13 protein-coding genes and 2 pseudogenes are annotated in these 24,352 nt (G+C 71.4%); 9 read left to right on the top strand and 6 right to left on the bottom strand.

What is annotated here, in order from left to right:
- Window positions 1-589 precede the first annotated feature (589 nt).
- Together FVE89_RS01460 and FVE89_RS01455 are read right to left on the bottom strand one after the other, a co-directional pair.
- Complete coding sequence (locus FVE89_RS01460) at window positions 590-1,276, bottom strand: transporter (protein WP_071000280.1); 687 nt, start codon at window positions 1,274-1,276, stop codon at window positions 590-592.
- Between the two features lie 7 nt (window positions 1,277-1,283).
- A complete protein-coding gene (locus tag FVE89_RS01455; protein ID WP_043075190.1) occupies window positions 1,284-1,577 on the bottom strand; it encodes a hypothetical protein in 294 nt (97 codons plus the stop codon).
- A 1,726-nt stretch (window positions 1,578-3,303) separates the two neighbouring features.
- Between FVE89_RS01455 and FVE89_RS01445 the strand changes: the two genes are divergently transcribed.
- Window positions 3,304-5,415: a carbohydrate porin gene (locus FVE89_RS01445; protein ID WP_071000279.1), complete on the top strand. Its 2,112-nt coding sequence runs from the start codon at window positions 3,304-3,306 to the stop codon at window positions 5,413-5,415.
- Window positions 5,416-5,514: 99 nt separating this feature from the next.
- Here the strand turns inward: FVE89_RS01445 and FVE89_RS01440 are convergent, their stop codons facing one another.
- Entirely contained in the window at window positions 5,515-5,802 is a 288-nt protein-coding gene (locus FVE89_RS01440) for a hypothetical protein (RefSeq protein ID WP_127992115.1), read from the bottom strand.
- A gap of 192 nt (window positions 5,803-5,994) precedes the next feature.
- On the opposite strand from FVE89_RS01440, the gene FVE89_RS01435 reads away from it, so the two are divergent.
- Entirely contained in the window at window positions 5,995-6,675 is a 681-nt protein-coding gene (locus FVE89_RS01435) for a hypothetical protein (protein ID WP_124262952.1), read from the top strand.
- 640 nt (window positions 6,676-7,315) lie between these two features.
- On the opposite strand, the pseudogene FVE89_RS30825 reads toward FVE89_RS01435, so the two are convergent.
- Window positions 7,316-7,765: pseudogene (locus FVE89_RS30825) on the bottom strand (transposase); the annotation flags it as partial.
- A 67-nt stretch (window positions 7,766-7,832) separates the two neighbouring features.
- Here FVE89_RS30825 and FVE89_RS01425 point away from each other — a divergent pair.
- Window positions 7,833-9,031 (top strand): IS3 family transposase gene (locus tag FVE89_RS01425; RefSeq protein ID WP_246730441.1). Its coding sequence is split into 2 segments (ribosomal slippage): window positions 7,833-8,100 and window positions 8,100-9,031, totalling 1,200 coding nucleotides; the frame shifts between segments, so codons are not numbered across the junction.
- Window positions 9,032-9,213: 182 nt separating this feature from the next.
- On the opposite strand, the gene FVE89_RS01420 is transcribed toward FVE89_RS01425, so the two are convergent.
- Complete coding sequence (locus FVE89_RS01420; protein WP_210254041.1) at window positions 9,214-10,665, bottom strand: hypothetical protein; 1,452 nt, start codon at window positions 10,663-10,665, stop codon at window positions 9,214-9,216.
- Window positions 10,666-11,538: 873 nt separating this feature from the next.
- Between FVE89_RS01420 and FVE89_RS01415 the strand changes: the two genes are divergently transcribed.
- Window positions 11,539-13,911: an EAL domain-containing protein gene (locus FVE89_RS01415; RefSeq protein ID WP_071000275.1), complete on the top strand. Its 2,373-nt coding sequence runs from the start codon at window positions 11,539-11,541 to the stop codon at window positions 13,909-13,911.
- Window positions 13,912-14,230: 319 nt separating this feature from the next.
- On the opposite strand, the gene FVE89_RS01410 is transcribed toward FVE89_RS01415, so the two are convergent.
- Window positions 14,231-15,313, bottom strand: coding sequence for a catalase family protein (locus FVE89_RS01410; protein WP_043074875.1), 1,083 nt, complete (start codon window positions 15,311-15,313; stop codon window positions 14,231-14,233).
- A 460-nt stretch (window positions 15,314-15,773) separates the two neighbouring features.
- On the opposite strand from FVE89_RS01410, the gene FVE89_RS01405 reads away from it, so the two are divergent.
- The 5 genes and pseudogenes from FVE89_RS01405 (at window position 15,774) to FVE89_RS01390 (ending at window position 24,282) form a co-directional block, all read left to right on the top strand.
- Entirely contained in the window at window positions 15,774-16,916 is a 1,143-nt protein-coding gene (locus tag FVE89_RS01405; RefSeq protein ID WP_246730440.1) for an isocitrate/isopropylmalate dehydrogenase family protein, read from the top strand.
- A gap of 432 nt (window positions 16,917-17,348) precedes the next feature.
- A pseudogene (locus FVE89_RS31620) lies at window positions 17,349-17,558 on the top strand (peptidoglycan-binding domain-containing protein); the annotation flags it as partial.
- A 930-nt stretch (window positions 17,559-18,488) separates the two neighbouring features.
- Entirely contained in the window at window positions 18,489-20,630 is a 2,142-nt protein-coding gene (locus FVE89_RS31460; protein WP_071000759.1) for a TerB N-terminal domain-containing protein, read from the top strand.
- Window positions 20,627-21,967, top strand: coding sequence for an ATP-binding protein (locus FVE89_RS01395; protein ID WP_071000274.1), 1,341 nt, complete (start codon window positions 20,627-20,629; stop codon window positions 21,965-21,967). Before FVE89_RS31460 ends, FVE89_RS01395 begins: the two co-directional genes overlap by 4 nt.
- A complete protein-coding gene (locus FVE89_RS01390) occupies window positions 21,964-24,282 on the top strand; it encodes a DEAD/DEAH box helicase (protein WP_071000273.1) in 2,319 nt (772 codons plus the stop codon). Before FVE89_RS01395 ends, FVE89_RS01390 begins: the two co-directional genes overlap by 4 nt.
- Window positions 24,283-24,352 lie beyond the last annotated feature (70 nt).

Here is a 24,352-nt window from a genome sequence, read left to right as displayed (position 1 = left end):
CGCGTCCCACAAGCCAAGCCGGCGCGTCGTCGGCATCGTTCTCGGCCCTGACCCCGGTGGACGTATCTTACGAGTACCGTCGCTCACGGTACAGGGTGCATCGTTTCGAGTCCTGTCTCAGTTTGAACCAGCCCGCGGGCCGGCGCTCCTGCGATTCCGTCCCACTTCCCGGACGCGCATGCGCGGCGGGGTCTGCGGCCCAGGCGACACCACGGACTGGTGGCCGGGGCCCGGCCGGGCGGATCCTCGCCCGCGAGCATGAGGCCGCGGGCGGGATCGGCGCCCCCTCGCAGTTCGGTTTCCCGGTCCCCGCTGGCCATCCGCGACGATTTGCCGATGAGTTGGCGTCGGGGGAGCCCAACGCAGGAGGTGACCTGTCGCCGCTCGCGGAACCTTTGTCGTCCCCCCGGAACGGGTGGGCGTCGGCCCCGGGGCAGACATGGCTCGCCCTTCAGAGATCTGCTGGCGGATCCCGGTCGGCGTCAGGCGCCCCCCTGATCGCGGAGATCGGAACCCATGCGGCGCCCGGGAACGGGCCGCACGACGGGTGACGGGCGGCCGGCAGCGGGCGAGCCTCGCCCGCGGGGCCTCATCCCACCAGCTCGTCGAGAAGAAGCAGCAGCAGGAAGCCGACGAAGAACATGGCGGTCACCCAGGGACGGTCCTCGGACTCGTGCGCCTCGACCAGCAGTTCCTCGGTGACGAGGTAAAGCAGCGCGATCAAGCCGAAGGCCAGGAAGCCGCCTTGGACGGGGGCGGGCATGGAGCCCACGGGACCGCCGAGCAGGGCGCCGAGCGGCAGCAGCAGGACGAGACCCGCCGTCGCGCCGACCACCTTCCACTTCGATGCGCCGCCCTCGCCGAGCTCGCTGGCCACCGTGAGGCCCAGGAACAGCACCTCGACGGTGAGAGCCACGGTGAGCAGGAAGCCGGCCCTCGCGGCGGATGCGAAGGCGATGCCCAGCACGAGGCCGTCCACCAGGATGTCGATGCCGGTCACGGTCAGCAGCCCCACCGGCCCGGCCGCCCGCCGCTCCAGCATGCGGACCCCGAGCATCGCCGCCACGCCGACGGCGCCCCCGACCAGCGTGGCCCAAGGGGAGCCGACATGCTTCAGGTCTGGCAGGATCTCGCCGGCGGCAGCGGCGAACACCACCCCCGCCGCGAGATGCTGGATGGCGCTGACGAAGACGGCCCCCGGCCGCAGGTTGGCCGCGATCGCGGCCCCGAGGATGGCCGCCGCGGCCGGGATCAGCGTGTAGATCCAGGCTTGCATCGTGGCCTCACGCGGCGCCGTTCGGGCGGGCGGCGACGGGCCCGTCGTTGCACCCGAAGCGCTGCCCCTCGCCCCCGCGGAACTTCCGCCGGGCCTGCCGCGGGACCTGTGCGGACGTGGCCGGCGAGATGCCGGCCCTCGTCCTGGCGACCGCGAGGCCGGTCCACGCGCTCGACGGGTCGCGGAGGCAGTGCGCCGCGGCCGCGGCGTCCCCATCGTGCCGGAACGGCCCGGCAGCAGGCGCGCCCGTTGGCCCGCAGGCACGGCCGATCGGGTCCGCGTCGCGGCAGAGGCTGGCCATGTCACGCTCCCTTCCGAGGTCGAGCCGCGAGCCCTAGATCATCCAATGGCCGGTGGGGCAAGCCTCCCGGGCCGTGCGGGAAGCGAAATGAATCGAGCGACCCCGGCGCCATCGCGCCGGGGTCGCTCGGTCTTCCACGTCGCATCCTTCCCGGCCTCGCCCCACCTCGTCGCGTGCCCGATGCGCGATCGCCGCCGCGACGGAGATTCCCGGCGCGGCCTGGCTTGAGCCGGGGATCGATCCCGCGCCGACGCCGATGCCGTTCGTCACCTTCCTGCGGGTGCCGCTGCGAGAACCCGGCCGCGTCTTCGACCTGGCCCGCATCCGCGGGGCCCTGCTGGCCGCCGCCTCCTCGTCGGTGCCGCTGTCGGGCACGGCCCCCGATCTGGTATCTGCCAGCCGACCCGATGCTGCCCGCCGGCCTTCCGATCTACCGGTTCCGGGATTTGGCGACGGTCTACGGCACTGCCTGCCAGGAGCCGATCCAGGGGAGTTCGGCGACGGCATCATGTCGGCGATCGGCTCTGGACATGGACGTGGCTCAGAAGGCCAAGAACGAGCGCGACCGCGTGCGGCCCAGGATGTCGGGGAAGCTCCCGCTATACAAGCGTCACGGCGACGACGACACCTCGAATGCGGTTTCAAGGAGGACCAGGGACGCGGGTCCGGCCGGCGGCTGGCGAGCCGTCGCGCCGGTCATATCGAGGCGGCGGGCCCACTCCGTCCCACCAGGCATCCCGGTCGGGATATGCGTCATGACGGTCGAAATCGACAAGGACCCGTCGGCCGCCCCACGAACCCGCCGAGGCATGGAAGTGAATGAGGTGCGTCGGTTCGGCGGGGCGACACTCGACATCTTAGCCGAGACTAACAATCACAGTCCGGCCCAAGAAAATGCGGCCTAACTTGCTCATCCGTCAATCGGATTCATGATTTTTGGGCTTGACCGCCTCGGCCCTTCGTTTACTGGAATGCCGTCGCCGGCGCGCCTGTGCCGCCCGCGTCGCACACCGGAACCCTCTCCACCCCATGCCCAGCGACAGTCACAGTCGATCGACTGTGCCGCGCGCCGGCTAGGTCGCACGGACTCGCCCTGGAAGGGTGAACCCGGGACCTGGCCGCACGCGCGGCCCGTCCCAGGAGACCCTCATGTCCATCGTCCATCTCGCGTGGGCCGCGTCCGCGCCCGCCATTCCCCCTCGCGAAGGAACGGCGCCTCCTCGTCTTTCGGCCCACTGGTCGCTGAATCCCGCCACGGGTCGCCTGGAGTGTGCCTGGGTTCGGGCGCCGGGCCCACTGCAGGCGGCCGCGGTTGCCCAGGATCGCCCTGGACGTCTTGCGTTGCCGGAAGCGGCGTGAGACGGGGGCCCGCAAAGCTGCCCTCCCCCGACCCGCGCGGACAGGCGAGGCGTCCTTCGTTGGCGGATCTGCGCCGCGACGTCAGCCGGCCCGCGCGCGGCGGCCGCGGGCGCAAGACATCCGTACGACGCCAGTGACCGAATCGAGGCTGCGGTGGATTCCGGGGTTGCCCGCCAGCCCATCGCCGTCCACGACGGGCCGGAGGGGCGCCATGGCGCGATCGGGATCCGGCCGTCATCGAGATGTCTTGCGGGTTTGTGACTGACGCCCATGCCTTCGGGGCGACGTTCGCGGGCCTCGCCCCGTCGGAGCGAAAGCCGCCAATCAGACGATTCATCGCCGGCGTGCGACGTTCGGAAGTTTAGCCATGCGTACCCTAGTCAGGCTTGCGATCGCCGCTCCATGGTGCGTCCCGTTGATCCCGGAGGCGGGAGCCGCGGACCTGGGGATCCCCGCGCCGTCCGCGGCCAGCTTCGTCGATTGGTCGGGGCCGTACCTGGCCGGGCAGGCCAGCGGGGGCGCGTCGTACGGGGGCTTCGACCTCGGCGCGCCGCGCGTCGGGGGCCGGACCCTCCCCGATTTCCGGACAGGCGACGGGGCCGGGCGCAACGACGCCGGCCGGCGGGCGACCTCCGCGGTCGGCGGCCTCGCCCTCGGCTGGGACTGGCAGGCCGGGCAAACGGTGATCGGGCTGGAGGCGGACCTCTCGGCGGCATCGCTCAAGCGGCCGGTCCTCGGCACGACCCCCGGCTTCGGCTACGAGCGCCGCGACGGGCTGGACGGGCTCGACATCGTGCGGGCCAAGACCGGCGCGTACGGCACGCTCCGCGCGCGGCTGGGCTACAGCTTCGACCGCTACCTCGTGTACGGGAGCTTCGGCCTGGCGGCCGCCGACAGCCACGTGCTGTCGACGTTCCCGGGGCAGGACGGGACCGCCCCCGACCGCGGCCGGCGCGAGTTCGGGTCGGTCGGGTTCACGTTGGGCGCGGGCATCCAGTTCGCCATCCTCCCGAACTTCGCGCTCGGCATCGACTACCGCTACCTGGACCTCGGGCGGACCGACCGCCTCGGGCTCGGCTTCGTGCCCGGCGCCGACGGGGGCCCCTTCTCCGCGCGCGTCGGCGCCGCCTCGAACCAGGTGTTGGCCCGCCTTTACTGGTTCCCGGGGGGCCTCGCCCTGCCGCCCGAACCCGACGACGCGGCGCCGCACGATCCGGACACAGGCAATTCCGACCGCATCTCGGTGCACGGGCAGACGACCCTCGTCGCGCAGGGCGTGCCAAACTTCCGTTCGCCCTACGTCGGCCCTCAGAGCCTGGTCCCGAGCCAGACCCAGCAGACCACGACCGCGACCGTGTTCCTCGGCCTGAGGCTGACCGACAGCACCGAGCTCTACTACAACCCGGAGTTCAGCCAGGGCTTCGGCCTCAGCCGGACCACTGGCGTCGCCGGCTTCCTGAACGGCGAGGCGCAGAAGGCCGGCGCCGCGGCGCCCCGGCTGCGGTCGAACCGCTACTACGTGCGCCAGACCTTCGGGCTCGGCGGCGAGACCGAGACCGTGCCCGACGGGCCCAACCAGTTGGCCGGGACGCGCGACGTCGAGCGGGTCACGGTGGTGGCCGGCAAGTTCGCGCTCGGCGACTTCTTCGACGGCAACGCCTACGCGCACGACCCGCGCGTCGACTTCTTCAACTGGTCGCTGTGGGCCTCCGGCGCCTACGACTTCCCGGCCAACCTGCCAGGCTACACGCAGGGCGTCATGGTCGAGTACAACCGGAGCGCGTTCGCCGTCCGCGGTGCCTACACGCAGGTCCCGAAGGAGCCGTCCAGCGACGTCCTGGACCCGAGGGTCCTCCGGCGCGGCGGGGCCACGCTGGAGTTCGAGGAGCGCCATACCCTTCCGCTCCTCCACCAGCCGGGCAAGCTGCGCGTCGGCCTGTTCAGCAACGAGGGCGTGACCGCGAACTATCGCGACGTCGTCGCCCTCACGCAGGCGGGCGCGTTCGCCGACGCCAACGAAGCCGCGGCCGCAACGCGCCGCCCGAGGCGCAAGAGCGGCTTCTACGTCAACCTGGAGCAGGCCCTGACGGCCGACCTCGGCTCGTTCCTCCGGTTCAGCGACGGCGACGGCCGGACGGAGAACCTGTCGTTCGCCGACATCGACCGCTCGCTCTCGGGCGGCCTCTCGCTGAAGGGGGCCGGCTGGGGAAGAGCGCAGGACACCGTCGGCGTCGGGGCCGTGATGAACGCCCTGTCGCCCTCGCACCGGGCATACCTCGCGGCGGGCGGCCTCGGCCTGGTCGTCGGCGACGGGCGGCTTCGGTACGCCGCCGAGCGCGCGTTCGAGGCGTACTACGCCGTCGGCGTCAGCAGGGCCGTGACGGTGACGTTCGACTACCAGCACGTCGACAGCCCGGGATACAACCGCGACCGGGGGCCAGTGGACGCCTTCGCCACGCGCCTGCACGTCGACTTCTGACGGCATCGAGACCAGGGAGACGAGCCGACGGGCTCGACGGCAAGCCGTCGTGGCGGATGCGGCAGCGCCGGATCGGACCTGACGCCAGGGCCGTCTGGGTCAGCGCAGTCGCAGGTGGGATCCCGCGAAGGGCGGGAGTGCGATCCATGCGTCGGTTTCGGTCTGGCCCGATGCTGCATAAGCCTCGGACAGCCTCTCGAAGGCGATCTCGTCCCACGCATAGCAGTCGACTGGCCGAAATCCGATCGGTTGGCTGCGGCCGGTCCTGATCGCGTCGAGAAATCGGGGATTGGCGACGTACAAGACGTCCGGCCCCGTCGCGAGGATGACGCGTTTCAGGGGCTCCCCGTCGTAGGCTCGTACCAGGGCGAGATGCGCGTGATCCATCGAGGCCTCCATGGCCTGTTCGTGCCACCGATCCCCGTTTGATCAACCCTCTGGTTCCGCGGCGATTCGAGTGGCTGACCTTAACGAAACAGTAAGGCACCTTTGGCGAAACAGAAGGGCTTTGACGATGCCGCGACTTGCTGAGGGGGTGCGAATTCCGCCGGCCCCGTTTATGTTTCGCTGAGCGCCGTCTTGGCTGTAATCACTGTCCTGCGCGATCACGGCACGCCAAATCCCATCGACGAAATGGCGTTGCAGCACGTGTCTCAGAGTATGCGACGGCAGGTGCTCTCGGGCCTGAGGTTTCTGCGGCTGATCGATGCCCGTGGCCGTGCGCTGCCGAGGCTGAAATCCCTGGTTGTGGCGTACGAGACTCCGGCATGGCCGACCGTGCTGACGGGCGTGCTCAAGGCGGCTTACGAGCCGCTGTTCCAGCATGAGCTCGGCACGATGTCGCCGACTGTGTTTCAGCGCCTGTTTCGCTCGCAGTATCCCTCGACGGATGGCGTAACGCGGAAGGCCCTGACGTTTTTCATCAGCGCGGCGCGGTCGGCCGAGATCCCGTTGAATGGGGATCTCTTCGAGGGCCGCCGCGTGCGACGGGGTGGGCAGCGGCGGGAGGCTTTGGGCCGCGAGAATGGCGGCCGTGTCGAGCCCGTCGACGACGCACAGGATGAGACCCCGAGCCTTGGCGAATCGGGGGGCGAGGAATCCCCAGGAAAGGTGATCGCGGCCGATGACGGGCACGCGGCGCTCGCCTTTCTGACGGACCTTCTCGACGAGGCCCGTATGACGGGACAGGAGCAGGAGGCCGTGTGGACCCTGGTGAAGTATGTCCGCCGCTGCCGCGACCACGCGCATCGCGCTGCGTGACGACTCTTGATCCGGTTCGTGCCTGACTGCGTCTGGTCTCATGGCGTCGTCAATTTGACCGGTCTCGGCCAGGGGACGCCCCGCGCCGCCGGAGCTTGGGGCCCGTCGCGCGCAGGATCCGCGCCGCACGGATGCGCCGGTAGCGTGGGTTGTCGATCCGCCGCAGGCGCTTCAGGCGTTTGTCTTGAAGGACGGGGAGGAAGGTCCGGTCGCGGCGAAAACCTTCGGGCAGGCGGAGGATCTGGCGCGCGAGATCGCCGGGCCGGGCGACTTTTCGGAACATCCGCTGAGTGAGCCCGGCTTCGCCGGCGGCAGTGAAGAAGCGGCGCGGCCAGTCTTCGATCCACGCCGCGACGGTCTCGACGATGACAGCACAGTCGCCGGCACTGAGACACCGCGGGCAGATCTGAAGCGCGTGCCGGATCCGTGTGCGGCGATAGATCCCGGCCGACAGGATCAGGGACGCATCGCCCGATCCCCGCCCGAACCGACGGCGAGGGGCATCCAAGGTCATCGCGCGGACCCGGTCGAGCGTCAGGCCGGCGCGACCCGCGAGATCGGCGAGCCATGCGGTGTCCGCGACCTGGTCGAGATCGCGGTTCCACACCGGTCGGTCCGGCCACCACAGTGCGGCGAACGGCTTCACGACCTCCAGGGTGATGCCGTGATCGGCGGCCGCTTCCGCCGCGCGCTCAGGTATAGAGCCCTGATCGACACAGGCGAGGTTCACGCTGTCACTGGTTGCCCTCTGCACGGCACAAGCGAGCGCGGCCACGGCTGCGCGATCATCGGCGTTGGCCGGTGTGACGTGCAGAGCCAGCACTTGGCCGAGCGTACCGACCGCTGCGTGCAGCTTCGAGCCACGGGTGCGCTTGTGACCGTCCCAAGCGGCGCGAGCGACGCTCTCAGGGGTCGAACGCGGGGTGCGGCTGTCGTGCACCACGGCCGAGGGCTCCTCGGCACGACCCGCAGCCAGGCGCAACACGGCGCGCAGGTTGTGGATCAAGCTCTCGAAGCAGCCGGGCCGCAGCCAACGTTGCGCCTGATCGTACACGGCGTGCCACGGCGGCAAGTCATGGGGCATCGCGCGTTGACCTGACCGGCTGGCTTTGGACCGGGCTGATTGAGAGGATCAGCCGGGACCGAAGGAGCTGGGTATGAAGCGGGGTCAGAAGACGAGCGCAAAGCAGGTCGTGCTCAAGCTGCGCCAGATCAAGATCCTGACGGCACAGGGCAAGAGCTTGGCGCTCGCATGCAAGGAAGCCGAGATCCCAGAGCAAAGCTACTATCGCTGGCGCAAAGATTACGGCGGCTTACAGATCGATCAAGCCAAGCGAATGAAGGAGCTGGAGCGCGAGAATACCCGCCTGCACCGGCTGGTCGCCGATCTGTCCCTTGAAAAGCAGGTGCTCGCGGACTTCGCCGCGGGAAACTTGTAGCCCCCGAACGACGCCGGCAGGCGGTCGATGGTGCCCGAGAGAAGCACGGTCTCTTGGAGCGCCACGCCTGCCGGATCGTCGGCCAGCACCGGGGCACGCAGCGTTACGTGCCCACGGTTGCGGCCGACGAGGATGAACTGACCCGCGCCATCATCGCCCTGGCGTCCGAGTACGGCCGCTACGGCTACCGCCGCGTGACCGCGCTGCTGCAGGCGGCCGGCTGGCGGGTGGGCAAGGACCGGGTTCAGCGCATCTGGCGTCGTGAGGGGCTGAAGGTCCCAAAAAAGCACCGACCGCGCAGCCGCCTCTGGCTGAACAACGGCTCGTGCGTGCGGCTGCGCCCGCTCCACCCCAACCACGTCTGGAGCTTCGACTTCGTCCAGGCGCAGACCCATGACGGGCGGAGCCTGCGCGTCCTGACGCTGATTGACGAACACAGCCGGGCCTGCCTCGCGCTGAAGGTGGCGCGGCGCATCGGCAGCCTCGGCGTGATCGAGGCGCTGGCCGACGCGATGTGCCTGCACGGCATCCCGGAGCATCTCCATTGCGACAATGGCCCCGAGATGATTGCGAAGGCGCTGCGCAAATGGGTCGCCAAGACGGGCCCGCAGATCCAGTACATCACCCCAGGCTCGCCGTGGAAGAACGGGTACTGCGAGAGCTTCAACGGCAAGCTGAAGGACGAGTGCCTGAGGCAGGAGATCTTCTACTCGCTCAAGGAGGCGCAGACCGTGATCGGGATCTGGCAGAACACATACAACCGCGTCCGGCCGCATTCGTCCTTGGGCTACCGGCCGCCCGGGCCCGTCACCTTCCCGGATCTGGCCTTCCGGCCTCCATGGTCGCTGCCATGCAGTAGCCTCTCACTCGGCCCGGTCCAAAATACCGGTCAGGTCACCCGTGCCGACGGCCGGTGAGGAAACTCGCAGGGATCGACAGGTTTCGCGAAGCGGCTCGGCCGTTCGAAGCCTAACGATGTCCAGGGCGCGGCGAACACGCCTACGGCGCGGAAGGCCCACGGCAGCTTGGTACGCGTTTACCGAACCTCGCCCCGAGACGACGGCCCGTCCGATCGGGGAGCCGCGGAGGGGGCAGCGGGTCAGATGGACGGGCTCGGTCCATCGAGACCCGGACGATCGTCGGGCGATGGCGCCGTCTCTTGGTCCGGAGCACCTGCGGCGATGAAATCGAGGAGGGCTTGTTCCCGGTCGATTGGCCCGTTCGTCGCCGCCGGACGGCGTTGGCCATCGACGTCGAATGCCTCGAAGTGGAGTTGCGCGTTGCCGACGTCGCCGAAGGCCGCCCTGATCGGCTTGGCGTGGTATTGGGGGAGTCGGTTCGCGGCGAGCTCGTACCAGACTTTCTCCCGGATCGTTTCCACCATGCCCGAGGGTGCGAAGAGCAGGCCGCGAAGGCCCTCCAGATCGTCCTGCGCCTTCAGGGTCGCGACGACGCACGCGATGTGCCGGGCGAGCTTGCGGGCGTTGCCGACCTCGAAGCGCTTGCTCCCGTCGCCGGGACGATCGCCTCGGAGAAGCAATGCCGTCATCACCGGGTCGCGCCTTACGAGTCGGGCGATGTCGTCGGCCGCCGCGAAGGCGGCCACGGCGTCGCCGGCCTCGATCGCGCGCCGGGCCTCGCGGACGCCCGACATGAACGCCTCTCCCGTCGGGGGCAACGGCCTGCGGGTTGCCAGCCGGTTCCGCACGCACTCCTCGTAGGTGGCGCCCGGGTACACGGTCTCGGTCTGCGTCTCGGATCTGACGGTCGGCCGCTCAGTCCCTGCCGGCATCAGGGAGGCCAGGTGGTCGGCGAGCTTCCGACCCAGGCGGTCGACATCCCCGTCGGGGCCGCTGAGCATGACTTGGTAGTTCACGTGCACGAAGGGATCGACCGGGGCGAAATAGAACGCGCGCGACAGCCCGAGGACCTGCTTCACCCGTTCGCGGATGTTGTCGGGCGCGGCATGGAGCACGGTTCCGGGTGCGACCGCCTCGATCCTGGATGTCCAGGACACATGCACGCCACAGGCGCGGGCCTCCTCCATCGCCTCGGTCATTGCCCCCCGGACGCCATCCTTCAGGCGAGCGGCCTGGACGGAGACGCAGGCGCCGACGATGCCGAACAGCTCGTCCATCCGGTGCTCCACCATGGATTGGTCGAGACACTGCACCGCTTCGTCGCCGCCCGCCTCGGCCAGCGACGCGCAGAGGTCGTCGAGGACCGCGCCGCGGTTCGCCTTTGGGAGGGCCTGGTTGAGGGCGAAGGCGCGAGTCTCGTCCGGATGTCCCACCGCCGGAATCGAGCGCGAGAGTCCGATATGGCAAAAATGCGTGACCCGCACGGTGGGGCCGACAGAAGAACTTATTTCCATGGATGTCATGACTGGCCCGTCCCGCTCAGTGCACCATCGAGCCCGATGCCCGATCGTCCCGGCGAAGGTTGGTCGGGGGGCTTGCAACCCACAACCTCGGCCCACGCCGCCGACGGGAATGGGCCACCCGGCTGATCCTGCCCCGCCGACGGCCCGGCCACCGCGCCGGGACCGCACAAGAAAGTTCCGCGATCACCGGGGCACATGCGTCACCGCCCTCGCACCGTGCCAGAGCACAATGGCTGGGCCGTCTAGGGGCCGGGAACGGCTGCGCGGCGCTCGGCTTCACGATGCCGGTGATGGACGGGTTCCACTCTCTCGACAGGCTCCCGGGGCTGCCCGGCTGCGCGAAGGTCCCCGTGGTGGCGCTCAGCGCACGGGACGTGACGGCGACCGAGCGCGACCGCCGTCCGAGGCCGACCAGGCTGGCGCAACGGCGAAACGAGCCCGCAGAACATCGCCACGGGAGATGCGCAAGCTCGACAATCAGCAGACGGACGGCGCGAACGCCGCCACGACGCACGAGCCGGCACGGGCTCGGCGGGCTGACCACTGCGACGGCCTGCCCGTCGTCGCCGCTACCCGGGACACCATGGGTTCGACTTCGGCTCAGCCCGCGAATGTCTGGAGCGCGGCTTCGATGCGGCGGGGGTCGAACGGCTCGCCGAGCACGATCCCGCGCTCCGGAATCTTCGAGGCGTCCAAGGGCCGCGACGGGACCATCAGCAACTCGATAGGCGGCCAGCGGTGGCGGATCGAAGGCGGGCTGCATGCCCGCGGTGGAGCCGCGCATGTCGAGGCCGGTGAACACCGCGTCGATCTCGCTTGTTGGCCGGCAAGGTCGACGAGCCGTGGTCCCATGCCGCGCCCCTCGACGACACCGTCCCGACGCCACGACGATGACCGGGAGGCCCACCGGAAGGGGGGCCTGGCCGATCCGCGGCACCCATCGGCGATCGCCTGTGGATCCACGACATGGTCGCGCACGCTTAACTCGTCCGACAGGGACTTGTGCGATCAGAGGGATTCAACGGGTTTCGAGGCCGCGCCATGCTCAACGTCGTCGGATGCCTCGTCGAAACCCATGATCTCCGCCTCGTCGTCCTGGCGGCCGCCACCTGCGGACTGTCGGCGCTGACGACGGTCTGCCTCGTCGACCACGCCCGCCGGACCGCCGCCTGGGTCCAGGTCGGCTGGCTCGCCGTGGCCGCCTTCGCGGGGGGATCCGGCATCTGGGCGACGCACTTCATCGCCATGCTCGCGTTCGCGCCTGGCGTCCCGGGCGGCTACGATCTCGGTCTCACCGCGCTCTCCCTCGTCCTCGCGATCGCGCTGGTCGGCGCCGGCGTGGCCCTCTCGGTCTCCGTCGGGGGGCGTGCGGCCGCATGGGCCGGCGGTGGCGTCGTCGGGCTCGGCATCGCGGCGATGCACTACACCGGCATGGCCGCCTACGACGTCGCCGGGCACAAGGCGTGGGACCCCGCCGCCGTCGCGGCCTCGCTCGCCCTTTCCGTCCTGCTCGGCGGGGCCGCCCTGTCGGCCCGGCCGGGCGGGCGAGGCCTCGCCCGCCAGCTTCCCGCCGCGCTCCTGCTGCTGCTCGCCATCTGCGGGCACCATTTCACCGCGATGGGCGCCGTCACCGTTACCCCGGACCCGACCATGGCCGTCTCCGAGGCCGCGGTCCCGAACGCGTGGCTGGCCGTCGCCGTCGCGCTGGCGAGCTTCACCATCCTCCTCATGGCCGGCGCCGCGCTCGCGCTGGACCTCCGCGACCGCCGGCATGCCCAATTGGAGGCCGACCGCCTGCACAGCCTCGCCAACGCCGCCGTCGAGGGGCTCGTGGTCTGCACGGGCGACACCGTCGTCAGCGCCAACCGCAGCTTCGCCAAGCTCGCCGGCCGGCCCCAGGCCGGCCTCCCGGGCTCGTCCCTGTCCGCCTACCTTCCCGGGGAAGCGACACGCCTCCTCATGGCCGGCCATCCCGAGCGACCGGTGGAGGTCGAGCTTCGGCGCGCGGACGGCACCTTGATCCCGGTCGAGGTGATCATGCAGCCGGTCGAGCATGCCGGGCGGCCCCACTACGCCGTGGCCGTGCGCGACCTGCGTGCCCGTCGCCAGGCCGAAAGCCGTATCGCGTTCCTCGCCCACCACGACGCCCTCACCGGCCTCGCGAACCGCGCCAGCTTCGGCCAGCGGCTCGACCTTGAGATGCGGGCGGCGGACGTGGGGGGACGCAAGCTCGCCGTGCTCTGCCTCGACCTCGACCGCTTCAAGGAGGTCAACGACCTGTTCGGTCACGCCGCCGGCGACGCGATGCTGGAGGCCGTCGCCCGCATCGTCTCCGCGGAGCTCGACGGCACCCAGACCATGGCGCGCCTCGGCGGCGACGAGTTCGCCGTTCTGATGCCGTGCGAGCATGCGACCGCCGCGGGGGGACTCGCGGAGCGCATCCTGGAGGCGCTGCGCGCCGGCCGGGCTGAGGGGGGCGGCCCCAGCATCGCGACCAGCATCGGCGTCGCCCTCTACCCGGACGACACCCGGGAACGCGCGGCGCTCCTCAACTTCGCGGACACCGCCCTGTATCGGGCCAAGTCGGAGGGCCGCGGCACGTACCGCTTCTTCGAGGCCCGGATGGGCGCGGAGGTGCACGAGCGCCGCTCGCTGGAACATGACCTCCGCCATGCCGTCGCCCGCGGCGAGATGGAGCTCGTCTACCAGCCCCAGACCGAGGTCGGCACCGGCGAGGTCATCGGCTTCGAGGCGCTGCTCCGTTGGAGGCACCCCGAGCGGGGCCACGTCCCGCCGTCCGTGTTCATCCCCATCGCGGAGGAGAGCGACATCATCCTTCGGATCGGCGAGTGGGTCCTGCGCGAGGCCTGCCGCGAGGCCGCGGGCTGGCCAAGGCCCCTGTCCATCGCCGTCAACGTCTCGGCGGTGCAGATCCACTCCCCGGACCTCGTCGGGCTGGTGCACGAGGTGCTCCTCGGGACCGGGTTGGCCCCCGGACGGCTGGAGGTCGAGATCACGGAGACGGCGCTGATCAGCGACCCGAACCGGGCGCTCCTCACCCTGCGGCAACTCAAGGCGGTCGGCGTGCGTGTCGCGATGGACGATTTCGGGACGGGCTACTCGTCGCTCTCCAACCTGCGCTCCTTCCCGTTCGACAAGATCAAGATCGACGGCTCGTTCACGCGCGCCGTCGACACCAACGAGCAGACCGCGGCCATCGTGCGCTCGGTGTTGGGCCTCGGCCGGGGCCTCGGGCTTCCGGTCCTGGCCGAGGGGGTCGAGACCGAGGCCGAACTCGGCTTCCTCGCCGCAGAGCGATGCCATGCGGTGCAGGGCTATCTCCTGGGACGCCCGTCGCCCATCGCGGCGTTCTCCCGCCATACCCATGGGATCGTCAGGCAGGATGCCGCGTGACACCCCCGGCGAGCGAGAGGCACGCCATCACCGAACGGTCGCGCGACGGATCGCCCGAATGGCCAAGCGGGCGGAGGACGCGGTCGCCGCCGACCTGAAGCAGGCTTTCGCCGGAGAGGCAGCGGAGCGACCGCGCCCCGCGACTGAGCGGCGTTCGGCCCGATGACCATCATGCTCGCCCCGGCCTCGAACACCGCCTCGCGCGGCCTGGTGAACGCCGGTCCTCCGTGACGCGCGGCGCAATCAGGGTCGCGGGCCGTCTGCCCTCGGGCTCGTCATCGAATCCTCTCTGACCGACCGGTCCCTGGCGTCGCCGTCCTCAGGCCGGGATGCGGTCGATGCCGCCAGTTTCCTCTTCCGCCACGCCGTTCTCGCGATGGCGGAACGCGCTGAGCGCCCTGTACACCTGCAGCCGCGCCCGCATGACGGAGCCAAGCGGCCGGTGCGCCGCGAGGCTATGCGCGGGACGGAAGGTCATCACCTCGTCGAAGTAGTTCACCCGCTCCGGGGAGTAGGCGTCCTGGGGCGGCAGGCGAACCGTCGCCACCGTGCGGTACGGGCTGACCGAGACCGGCCAGTCGACCGAGGCGTCCTCGATGGGCTGCTTGTCGGCGTCGGCCCAAAGCTGGACCCTCAGCTCGTAGACGACGTCGTGCTCCCGAAAGAAGTCGACCGTGGCGTGCCGGAACCCGTTTTCGTCCTGATGGGGGTCGAGCCGCCATTCGGAGAGCGCGCGCTGGGCGTCGGTCACCGGCACGGCCCCGAGCTTGGCCACGTAGTCCCCGAAGCGGACCGGCGCCTGGCTGAAGTAGCTGTCGGCGAGCGGATGGCTGTAGGGGTGGCCGAAGAAATCGGCCATGGCGCTCTCCGTGCCGAAGGCGTGTAGGACACGGTTGAGGTTACGCGCGGTCGAGGAGACTGCGCTCTTCACCCCCTCCGGCATCCCCGTCGACTTGCCGATGACCGTGCCGTCGCGCAGGAACCCCGCCGCCGTGCCGGACGGGAAGGTCGTGCCGGTGGCGAGGACGAAATCCTGGGTGTCGACCGCGTGGCCGGGCAGCTTCTCGCCGGGCACGTCGAAGACCTTGATCGACATGCCGCGGTGGGTCGAGACGCGGTCCCCCAGCGTTTCGCCGGGGCCTTGCGCGAAGCGCACCGCGACCGGATGCGTCCCCGGAGTGGCGAAAAGGCCCTGAGCCAACTCGGGCGGCAGACCCTCTGCGACCACCAGTTCGCCGGTCACGCAGGCCGAGCTCTTGGCGTGGCTCGCGCGCACCGCATGGTGCTCGCGCGCCTCGACGGCCCGTGACTGCCGGGTCATCCCCTCGATGATGCCGTCGATGGTCTTCTGCTCGTCCGGCGCGGGGGTCTCGATCTCGGCTGCGTAGCGCAGGTAGTCCATGGCCGACCTCCTCAAGGATGTGCCCGTATCGGGCGCCACGCTCGACGCGAGACGATGGCTGCACCGGGCGGACGTGCCGGCTCCCGGGTCGCCCCCGGGACTGCCGCGCGCGTGTGCCATGATCGGGGTACTGGCGGCATCGCCAACCGTACCTCGACAAACGCAGCCCAGGCCCTTCGTTCCCCGAAACTCGGCGACGGACGATTGAGTCATGCCCAATTCGGAGCGCACGTACGCCCTGGCAATTCGATCCCGGGTGTTCCGCCGACTGCGACCAGCGGCGCCGCACAGCGGAGACCCTGTCGTTCGCGCAGGCGCAAGGCCTCCGGCGGTCGAAATCCGCCCCCTCGTACCCACCGCCGGAGGCTGAACGGCGCCCGCGGCGGCGCCGGCCCTCGCTGGAGGGCAAGACGTCGATGCGCCCTCGACCGCACCGCAGTCCGAACGCCTTGCGTTCCGGATGTCGAGGGCTGACTCTATGAGCCCAGCGTACCGGCGCGGTCAGGGAGAAGCGCTCATGCACCTCGTCATGCTACCGGGTGATGGCATTGGACCTGAGATCTCACATGCCACCCGCCGCGTGCTGGAAGTCGTCGACCGGGCGCTCGCCCTGGGGCTCACCTTCGAGGAACACGAGATCGGGCTGTCCCGCCTCGCGAGGGATGGCTCGACGTTCCCGGAGGCGGTGTTGGAGCGCTGCCGGGCGTCGGACGGGGTGATCCTTGGGCCGGTCTCGCACTCGGACTATCCGCCCCGCGAGAAGGGTGGGATCAACGGCTCGGCGCTGCTGCGGCGCGAACTCGACCTCTATGCCAACATCCGGCCGTGCCGCTCGCGTGAAGGGCTGGCCTATTACGGCCGCACGCCCATCGACCTCGTGATCGTCCGCGAGAACACGGAAGGGTTCTACGCCGACCGCACGATGCACATGGGCACCGGGGAGTTCATGCCGACGCCCGACGTCGCCATCGCCATGCGCAAGGTGACCGCCAAGGGCTCCGAAAGGATCGCCCGCGCCGCTTTCGAGATCGCCCGCACCCGGCGTCGGCGGAAGCTGACCTACGTCCACAAGGTCAACGTGCTGAAGATGTCGGACGCCCTGTTCCTGAAGGAAGGCCGCCGCGTGGCGGAGAGCTATCCGGATATCGCCACCGACGACCAGTTGATCGACTCGATGACCGCGATGCTCGTGCGCGATGCCGCCCGCTTCGACGTGATAGTCACCACCAACATGTTCGGGGACATCCTGTCGGATCTCGCCTCCGAGTTGTCGGGCAGCCTCGGTTTGGGCGCGGCGATCAACGCAGGCGACCAGCACTGCGTGGCGCAAGCTCAGCACGGCTCGGCGCCCGACATCCAGGGGCAGGACAAGGCCAACCCATGCTCGCTGGTGCTGTCGGCCGCGATGCTGCTCGATTGGTTGGCAGATCGGCTCGACCGTCCCGATCTTCGGCGGGGCGCGGCGGCGATTGACGCGGCCGTCGATCACCTGGTCAAGGACCCAGCGACCCGCACACGCGACCTCGGTGGCCTGCTCGGTACCCAGGCTTTTGCGGAGACCCTCTGCAAGGAAGTCGAAAGCCGGCTTCGTCATACGCGGTAGGTCGTCAGCCAACGACGCGACTGGCCCGCCTTCCCCCGGTGCGGACCTCGCGAGTGGGTGCGCGGCTCGCGTCGTCGACCCTGCGACGAGCGCGACGGCACGGTTCGATTCGACCTGCGAGGAATCGGGCCGGCCTGTGGCCCGTCTCGACGGGCAGGCGCGGCGCGATGCGGGGCCAACGGCCCGAAACCGCGCGCCCTGTCCGGGCCGGATCGGCCACGATCGGACCGCGCGCATCCGTGCGACCCGCACGGCCGGCTATCCTCAACCTAGGATAGCGGACCCGGAACGGCGCGTTCGGTCTTGGATTCGCGGACCAAATCAGAATACGGTCGTGGGCCAGGCGGCGACAACGCGCGGCGGCCCGCGGAGCCAGATCACGTGGCAAGGGTAAGCAGAGCCAAGGGGCGTTGGGCCGCCCTGGTCTTGGTGATGGCGTTCGTTTCCGTCCCCCCGTCGGGTGGGGATGCCTCGGCGCAGGGGGTCGATCAGGCCACCCGCGCCGCACAGAACGACCTCAGGGACCTTGGCTTCGACCCTGGCACGATCGACGGCAGGTGGGGCCCGCGGTCGTTGGCTGCCCTCAGACGCTTCCAGCGCGGCGAAGGTCTCCCCGAGAGCGGAAGGGCCGATCCAGACACGCTGGCGCGCTTGCGGCAACGATCCAGGCAGCCGTCTGCGGCTTCGCCGATCGCCAAGGCCCCGGAGCCCGACGCGACCGCGCGCTCCCCGCTGCCATCCGTCGGTGTCGCACAAGTCCCGGATCCCGATGCGCGAGCCAAGGAAAGCCCGGCGCCGACGTCGTCGGCCCAGGATGCCATCGATAGCGACAGCCCCGACGGACACACCGGGGGGGCGAAAGCCGCCGCGCCTTCGGTCTCCGGTCAAGCGTCGGGAGAGTCCAGGGCCAACGCGCCGAACCCCGCCGCCGAGCCACGATCGCAAGCGCCGGGGACTTCGAGCCAGTCCCCGGCCCCCGCCTTCCCCCTCGCCACGCTCGCGCTGGTCGGCGCCATCGTACCCGGCGCCCTGCTGGCCGCCTGGGGCGTGCGCCGCAGACGCCGCCAATTGGTCCCGTCCACGCCGGAGACCATCGACGCCGGGCTTAGGGACGGCGAGCCGGCTCCATCGACCGGCCTGCCGCGCGAGGCACCCGTGGGTTTGCGCGCTGCACGGCCGGCGGCCTCGAACCACGTCGCCGTCATTCCCGAACCGAGGACGCCGATGGCCGACCCGAGCCCGATGACGGGGCTCGTCGGCTCCACGGAGGTCCCGGCGCCGGACGCCGTCGCCGATCCGCCGGCGGATGATCCCATTGAAGCGACGGATCGATCCGGCGCGATCGATCCCGGACAGGGATCCGGAGAGCCGCCGCGCGCCGGTCCGGCGCCTGCCTCGAACCCTTTCGTCGCGCGATCGCCGGAGACGGCCGACGACCGCTCGTGCCACCCGCCGGCCATCGCCCCGCGTTCCCCGGATGCGGCCGCGCCACCCCGGGCATCCGAACCCGCGACGCGTCCATCGAAGCACAGGCTTGCCGGCGACCGGACGTGGGTCCCCGCCGGCGTCGGCGTGGCCGTCGCGGGCCTGACCCTTCCCGGGCTCGTCTACGTCGGCAGGACCTTGCCGCCGGCCAAGGGGGGCGAACAGAACGACAACTGCCTGGTCGACCCCGGGCTCGCCGTCCCCAGGACCACCTCCGACACCGCCGGCCGGCACCTGGAATACTGCCCGTCCTACGGGAGCATGAAGCCTTCGTCCCGTCGGGCCTACCTCGAATGGCTGGCCGGCGACCGGGCCGCTCCGGGGACGCCCATCGGCTACGTGTTCCTGTACCTTTACGGGCTCGAACGGCGCGGGGTGCTCGAAGGATCGGCCGAGGACAGGCCCGCCATCCGAGCGGAAGTCGAGCGGCTCCTCTCGGTCTACGGCGACAACGGCTCGTTCCGCCACTACGCGAGCTGCCTGCTGGCGGCGCTGGACGCCCTGTCGCTCGTGCCCGGGACGGATCCGGCGCCGGTCTTCGAGCCCAGCGGCTACGAGCTGCCGCTGTCGGTGCGCTTCGCCGTCGGCTCCCGCATCCGCGACGGCAAGCCGGTCGAGGGCGTCTGGCTGCTGGCATGGACGATGTCCCACCCCGAGACGCGCGTGCGCACGCCGGCGCGCCGCGCCTTCGACCGCGTCAGGGACGAGTTCGTGGCGGAGTTCGAGCGCCGGCATCCGTCCGGCGGCCTGCCGATCAAGTGGCGCAAGGGCGCGCCGTCCCCGGCCTTGTACCGGGCGGCGAGCCGGACCTTCGAGGTCGACCTCGCGCTCTTCGGGTCCGAGCGGATGCCCGACCTCGCGCGTCACGCGGACGCGCTCGCCCTCGGGCGCGAGCTGCTCGACCTGAGCTCCGACCGGCTGGACGCCTACAGCCGACACCTGGGCAAGGAGGCGGGCCGAGCGTCCCCCCTCTCGCTCCAGGCCCTGGCCCTGTTGCCGGCCGGCCAGCGCGAGCGCGCGGCGGACGCGCCGGCCGCCGCCCACCTCTCGTGGCTGCGCGAGCGGGCGGAGGCGTGCGCCCCGGTGCCGCTGGCCGAGCTGGGCAGGCGCGTGGCCGGGCGGTCCGATGCGGGAGCCACCGCCGCCAAGCCGCGGGAGCTGGCCGACGTCCTGTGCCGCTTCGGGATCGGCCTGATCCCCGACCCCCGCTTCCCTGTCCGAGCCCCGGCGGCGGACGTGACGCTGTTCGCGTTGACCGGGCCTCGGGACGCCGTGGACGCCCCGTCCGCGGCTTACGAGGCTGCGTTCCTCACCCTGTCCGTCGGCATGCTGATGGCCCGCGCGGACGGCGTCGTGACCGAGGACGAACGCGCGGTCCTGCGCGACCTGGCTTCCGATGCGCCGGGCCTCGGCCCGGACGAGCGCTTGCGGCTGGGTGCCGACGCATCGTGGCTCGAAGCCCACCCGACCGAGCTCACCTCGATGCGCGCCCGGCTCGCCGGGCTGGACCCGGAGCGGAAGCGGGCCGTCGCCGACACGCTCGTGCGCGTGGCGTCCAGCGACGGCCGCCACCACCGGGCCGAGATCGCGCTGCTGGAGAAGGCGTTCCGTCAGATGGGCCTGGACCTCAACGGCTTGTACTCGGCGCTGCACGGGGCCGCGCCGGCGGCGGCGCCGGACGGGCCCGTGCTCGTCGCGCGCGGCCCGGCGCGCGAGGCGGCCTTCCTCATCCCCGGCGGCCCCGAGGACGGGCGGGAGCCGTCGGGCCGTGCGGCCGCCGACGCGTCCCGACGGGCGGAACGGGGACCGCCCGCGCCGGCGGGACGCGTCGATGCGGAGCGCCTGGCCGCCATCAGGTCGGAAACCGAGGCGGTGAGCTCCGTCCTCGCCGGGGTGTTCGACCTGGACGCCGACCCCATCCGTGAGGCGCAGGGGGCGCCCCCCGAGGCCGAACCGGCCCCGATGGCCGCCCCCGGGGCCCCCGACGGCGGGTTCGATGGCCTCGACGCCCGGCTCGCCGGCCTGATGCGCGCCCTCGCGGGGCGACCCGAGTGGCCGAGGGACGCGTTCGACCGCCTGGCCCGCGAGCGCGGGCTGATGCCCGGCGCGGCGATGGAGGACCTCAACGCGTGGTCCTTCGACCGATTCGACGACCCGCTCGTCGAGGAGGGCGACCCGGTCCTCGTGAACGTCGGCCTGATCCCGGCCCACCTTTTGGAAACAGCATGACCGTCACCGTCACCAAGCCCGCGCCGAACATCAGGCCCCGGGACCGCGACACCATCGTCAACGCACTGCGGGCGGGGGTCGTGCCGCGCCTGGGCCTGCAGCACATCCAGGTGGGGCGCCGAAGGGAGATCGAGGCGCTCCTCGCGGACGTCTCGCGGGTCGCCGACGGCGGCGCGGCGTTGCGTTTCGTCGTCGGCGAGTACGGTGCGGGGAAGACGTTCTTCCTCTTCCTCGTGCGCCAGCTCGCCCTGGCCAAGAACCTGGTGGTGATGCAGGCCGACCTCGCCCCGGACCGCCGGCTCCACGCGACGGGGGGCCAGGCGCGGCTGCTGTACGCGGAGCTCGCCCGGAACCTCGCGACCCGCGCGGCGCCCGACGGCGGGGCCATGCGCAACGTCCTCGAACGTTTCGTCGCCAGGGCCGTCGAGGACGGGAAGCGCCCCGGGCGCGCGACCGAGGACGCGATCCGGGCCGGCCTCGCCGAGTTGCAGGAACAGGTGGGAGGCTACGACTTCGCCACCGTGGTCGCCGCCTACGCCGCGGCCCACGAGGACGGCGACGAGGCACGGCAGGCGAACGCGCTGCGCTGGCTGCGGGGCGAGTACGCGACGCGGACCGAGGCGCGCCAGGATCTCGGCGTCCGCGGCATCATCGACGACGGGAACGTCTACGACAGCCTGAAGCTCCTCGCCCGCTTCGTACGCCTCGCCGGCTATGACGGGCTGTTCGTCTGCCTCGACGAGCTCGTGAACCTCTACAAGCTCCAGAGCCCCCAGGCCCGCAACCAGAACTACGAGCAGATCCTGCGCGTCCTCAACGACGTCCTCCAGGGCACGGTCGAGGGCCTGGGGTTCGTCCTCGGCGGGACGCCGGAGTTCCTGCTGGACACGCGGCGGGGCCTCTACTCCTACGAGGCGCTCCAGTCCCGGCTCGCGGGCAACAGCTTCGCGACGGACGGCCTTGTGGACCTGTCCGGTCCCGTGGTCCGGCTGCAGAACCTGACCCCCGAGGAGATGCTGGTCCTGCTCGAACGCCTGCGGGACGTGTTCGCGGGCGGCGACCGGGCCCGCCACCTGGTCCCGGACGAGGCGCTGCACGCGTTCCTCGACCATTGCCGGGCCAGGGTGGGCGACGCCTACTTCCGCACGCCCCGCAACACGGTCAAGGCGTTCGTGGACCTCCTGGCCGTGCTGGACCAGAACCCGGGGGCGGACTGGCGCGAACGGCTCGGCGCCGTGGCCATACCCGAGGACGGCGCCGCCGACGCTTCGGCGCCCGCGGACGACGGCGACGGCGAGGCCGCGGGGACCGACGACCTCGCGCGCCTGCGGCTGTGACAGGCGCGCGGGCGCCGGGCGCCCACGTCGTCCCCGACGCGGCCTCGACGGCCTTCGAAGCCCTGGCCGAGCCGGTGCGCCGCTGGATCTGGCGGCAGGGCTGGACCGCGCTGCGCGAGGTCCAGGAGATGGCCGTCCCGGCGATACTGGCGGGCGGCGACGTGATCCTCTCGGCCCGCACGGCCGCGGGCAAGACGGAGGCGGCGTTCCTGCCGTTGCTGACGCGCGTCCTGCCGCGGCTGGACGGCGGGAGGCCCGGGTTCGCCATCCTCTACGTCTGCCCGCTGAAGGCGCTGATCAACGACCAGCACCGGCGCCTCGAAGGCCTGCTGCAGGCCTGCGACGTCCCCCTGCACCGTTGGCACGGCGACGTCCCGGCCGACGCGAAGCGCAAGGCGCGCGAGCGCCCCCAGGGCGTCGTGCTGATCACGCCGGAATCCCTTGAGGCGACGCTGGTCCGCCGCGGACCCGACGCGGCGCGGCTGTTCGGGGCGCTCGACGCGGTGGTGGTGGACGAGCTGCACGCCTTCGTCGGCACGGAGCGGGGCCGCCAGCTCCAGTCCCTCCTGACGCGCGTCGAGGTGGCCTGCGGGCGCGACCACGTCGACCGCGTCGGGCTGTCGGCCACGTTGGGCGACATGCGCCTCGCCCGGGAGGCGTTGCGGCCGGGCGCCCCGGATTCGGTCCGGCTCGTGGAGAGCCGCGAGGGCGGCGCCGACCTGCTGCTGCAGGTCCGCGGCTACGAGCGCCCGCCGCGAAATGGCACCGGGAGCGAAGCCGCGGACGCGCGTCGCGAAGGCGCCCCCGACGCCGACGGTCCGGAGCGCGCGGAACCCGTGAAGCCGGCCCCGGACGCGAACGGGGCCGACGAGCCGATCGCGTCTCACCTGTTCGAGGTGCTCCGCGGCCGCCGCAACCTCCTGTTCGCCGGATCCCGGCAGCGGGTGGAGGTGTATGCGGACCGCCTGCGCGCCCTCGCCGAGGACGCGCGGCTCCCCAACGAGTTCTTCGCCCACCACGGCAACCTCGCCAGGGCCGAGCGCGAGGCGGTCGAGACCCGCCTGCGCGAGGACGGCCGGCCGACGACCGCGGTGGCGACGACGACCCTGGAGCTCGGCATCGACATCGGCGACGTCGAGAGCGTCGCGCAGATCGGTCCGGGCCCATCCGTGTCGTCGCTCCGCCAGCGGCTCGGGCGGTCCGGCCGGCGGCCCGGCATGCCATCGGTCCTGCGCATCTACGTCGCCGAGGAGGCGGCGGGGCCGACGCTCCATCCGGCGGACCGGCTGCGCCTCGACCTCGTGCAGGCCGTGGCGACCGTCGACCTGCTCCTGGAGCGCTGGTGCGAGCCGCCGCGGGTGGGCGGGCTGCATCTCTCGACGCTCACACACCAGGTGCTCGCGCTCGTCGCCCAGACGGGGGGCCTGCGGCCGGACGCCGCCTGGAGGACGCTCTGCGGGCGCGGGCCGTTTCGAAACGTCTCGCGCGACCTGTTCGTCGAGCTGCTAAGGGCGATCGCGCGTCCCGAGGCGGCCCTGGTCGAGATGTCGCCGGACGGCTTGCTGATGCTGGGGCCGGCCGGCGAGCGTCTCGCGGAGGGCCATCAGTTCTACGCCGTCTTCCAGACGGACGAAGAGTACCGGGTCATGGTCGTCGGCGGGAAGGTCCTGGGCACGGTGCCGCTCGACCTGACGCTGGCGCCCGGGCAGACGATCATCTTCAATGGCCGCCGATGGCGGATCGAGTCCCTGGACGCACGGGCCAAGGTCGTCGTGGTGGCTCCCACGAAGTCGGCGTTGCCGCCGAGGTTCGGCGGCGGATGGTCGGGCGTGCACGACGCCGTCGCCGCGGCGATGCGGCGATGCCTGTCCGGCACCGGGATGCCCGCCTACCTCGACGCCGGGGCTCGCGCGCTGCTCGACCAAGGCAGGGCGGCCTTCCTGGGGTACGGCCTCGACGGGACCTGCATCGTCGAGGTCGGGCGTGACTGCACGGTCCTGCCGTGGGTCGGCGCGGCCAAGCTTGAGACGTTGGCCTTGACGCTCCTGGCCCGCAACCTGCAGGCCACGCCCTACGGCCACGCCGTCGAGGTGCGGGGTTGCTCCGCGGGCGACCTGCGCGCCGTCCTCACCGACATCGCCGGCTCCCCGCCCCCCGACGCCGGCGCCCTTGCCGGCCTGGCGGCGAAGCCCGTCCGCGAGAAGTACGACGGCTACCTGACCGACGCCCTGCTCGCCCGGTCGCTGGCGGTCGAGCGGCTGGAGGCGGACGCCGTCCCTGACGTCGCGCGCCGCATCCTCGAACCCGGCGCCTGACGCGGTCGGCGCGGCCGACCGCGGCATCCGGGACACGGGACGCCCCCCGCACGCGTCGATCGGCGGCGCA

This window comes from Methylobacterium sp. 2A, assembly GCF_009806555.1.
GTDB lineage: Bacteria > Pseudomonadota > Alphaproteobacteria > Rhizobiales > Beijerinckiaceae > Methylobacterium.
This window is presented reverse-complemented; position numbering and strand designations above follow the sequence as displayed.

What these genes read in the sequence shown, in the direction of transcription:
- FVE89_RS01460 (WP_071000280.1), bottom strand. Translation starts at nt 1,276, where the DNA reads ATGCAAGCCTGGATCTACACGCTGATCCCGGCCGCGGCGGCCATCCTC.
- FVE89_RS01455 (WP_043075190.1), bottom strand. Translation starts at nt 1,577, where the DNA reads ATGGCCAGCCTCTGCCGCGACGCGGACCCGATCGGCCGTGCCTGCGGG.
- FVE89_RS01445 (WP_071000279.1), top strand. Translation starts at nt 3,304, where the DNA reads ATGCGTACCCTAGTCAGGCTTGCGATCGCCGCTCCATGGTGCGTCCCG.
- FVE89_RS01440 (WP_127992115.1), bottom strand. Translation starts at nt 5,802, where the DNA reads ATGGATCACGCGCATCTCGCCCTGGTACGAGCCTACGACGGGGAGCCC.
- FVE89_RS01415 (WP_071000275.1), top strand. Translation starts at nt 11,539, where the DNA reads ATGCTCAACGTCGTCGGATGCCTCGTCGAAACCCATGATCTCCGCCTC.
- FVE89_RS01410 (WP_043074875.1), bottom strand. Translation starts at nt 15,313, where the DNA reads ATGGACTACCTGCGCTACGCAGCCGAGATCGAGACCCCCGCGCCGGAC.
- FVE89_RS01405 (WP_246730440.1), top strand. Translation starts at nt 15,774, where the DNA reads ATGTCGAGGGCTGACTCTATGAGCCCAGCGTACCGGCGCGGTCAGGGA.
- FVE89_RS01395 (WP_071000274.1), top strand. Translation starts at nt 20,627, where the DNA reads ATGACCGTCACCGTCACCAAGCCCGCGCCGAACATCAGGCCCCGGGAC.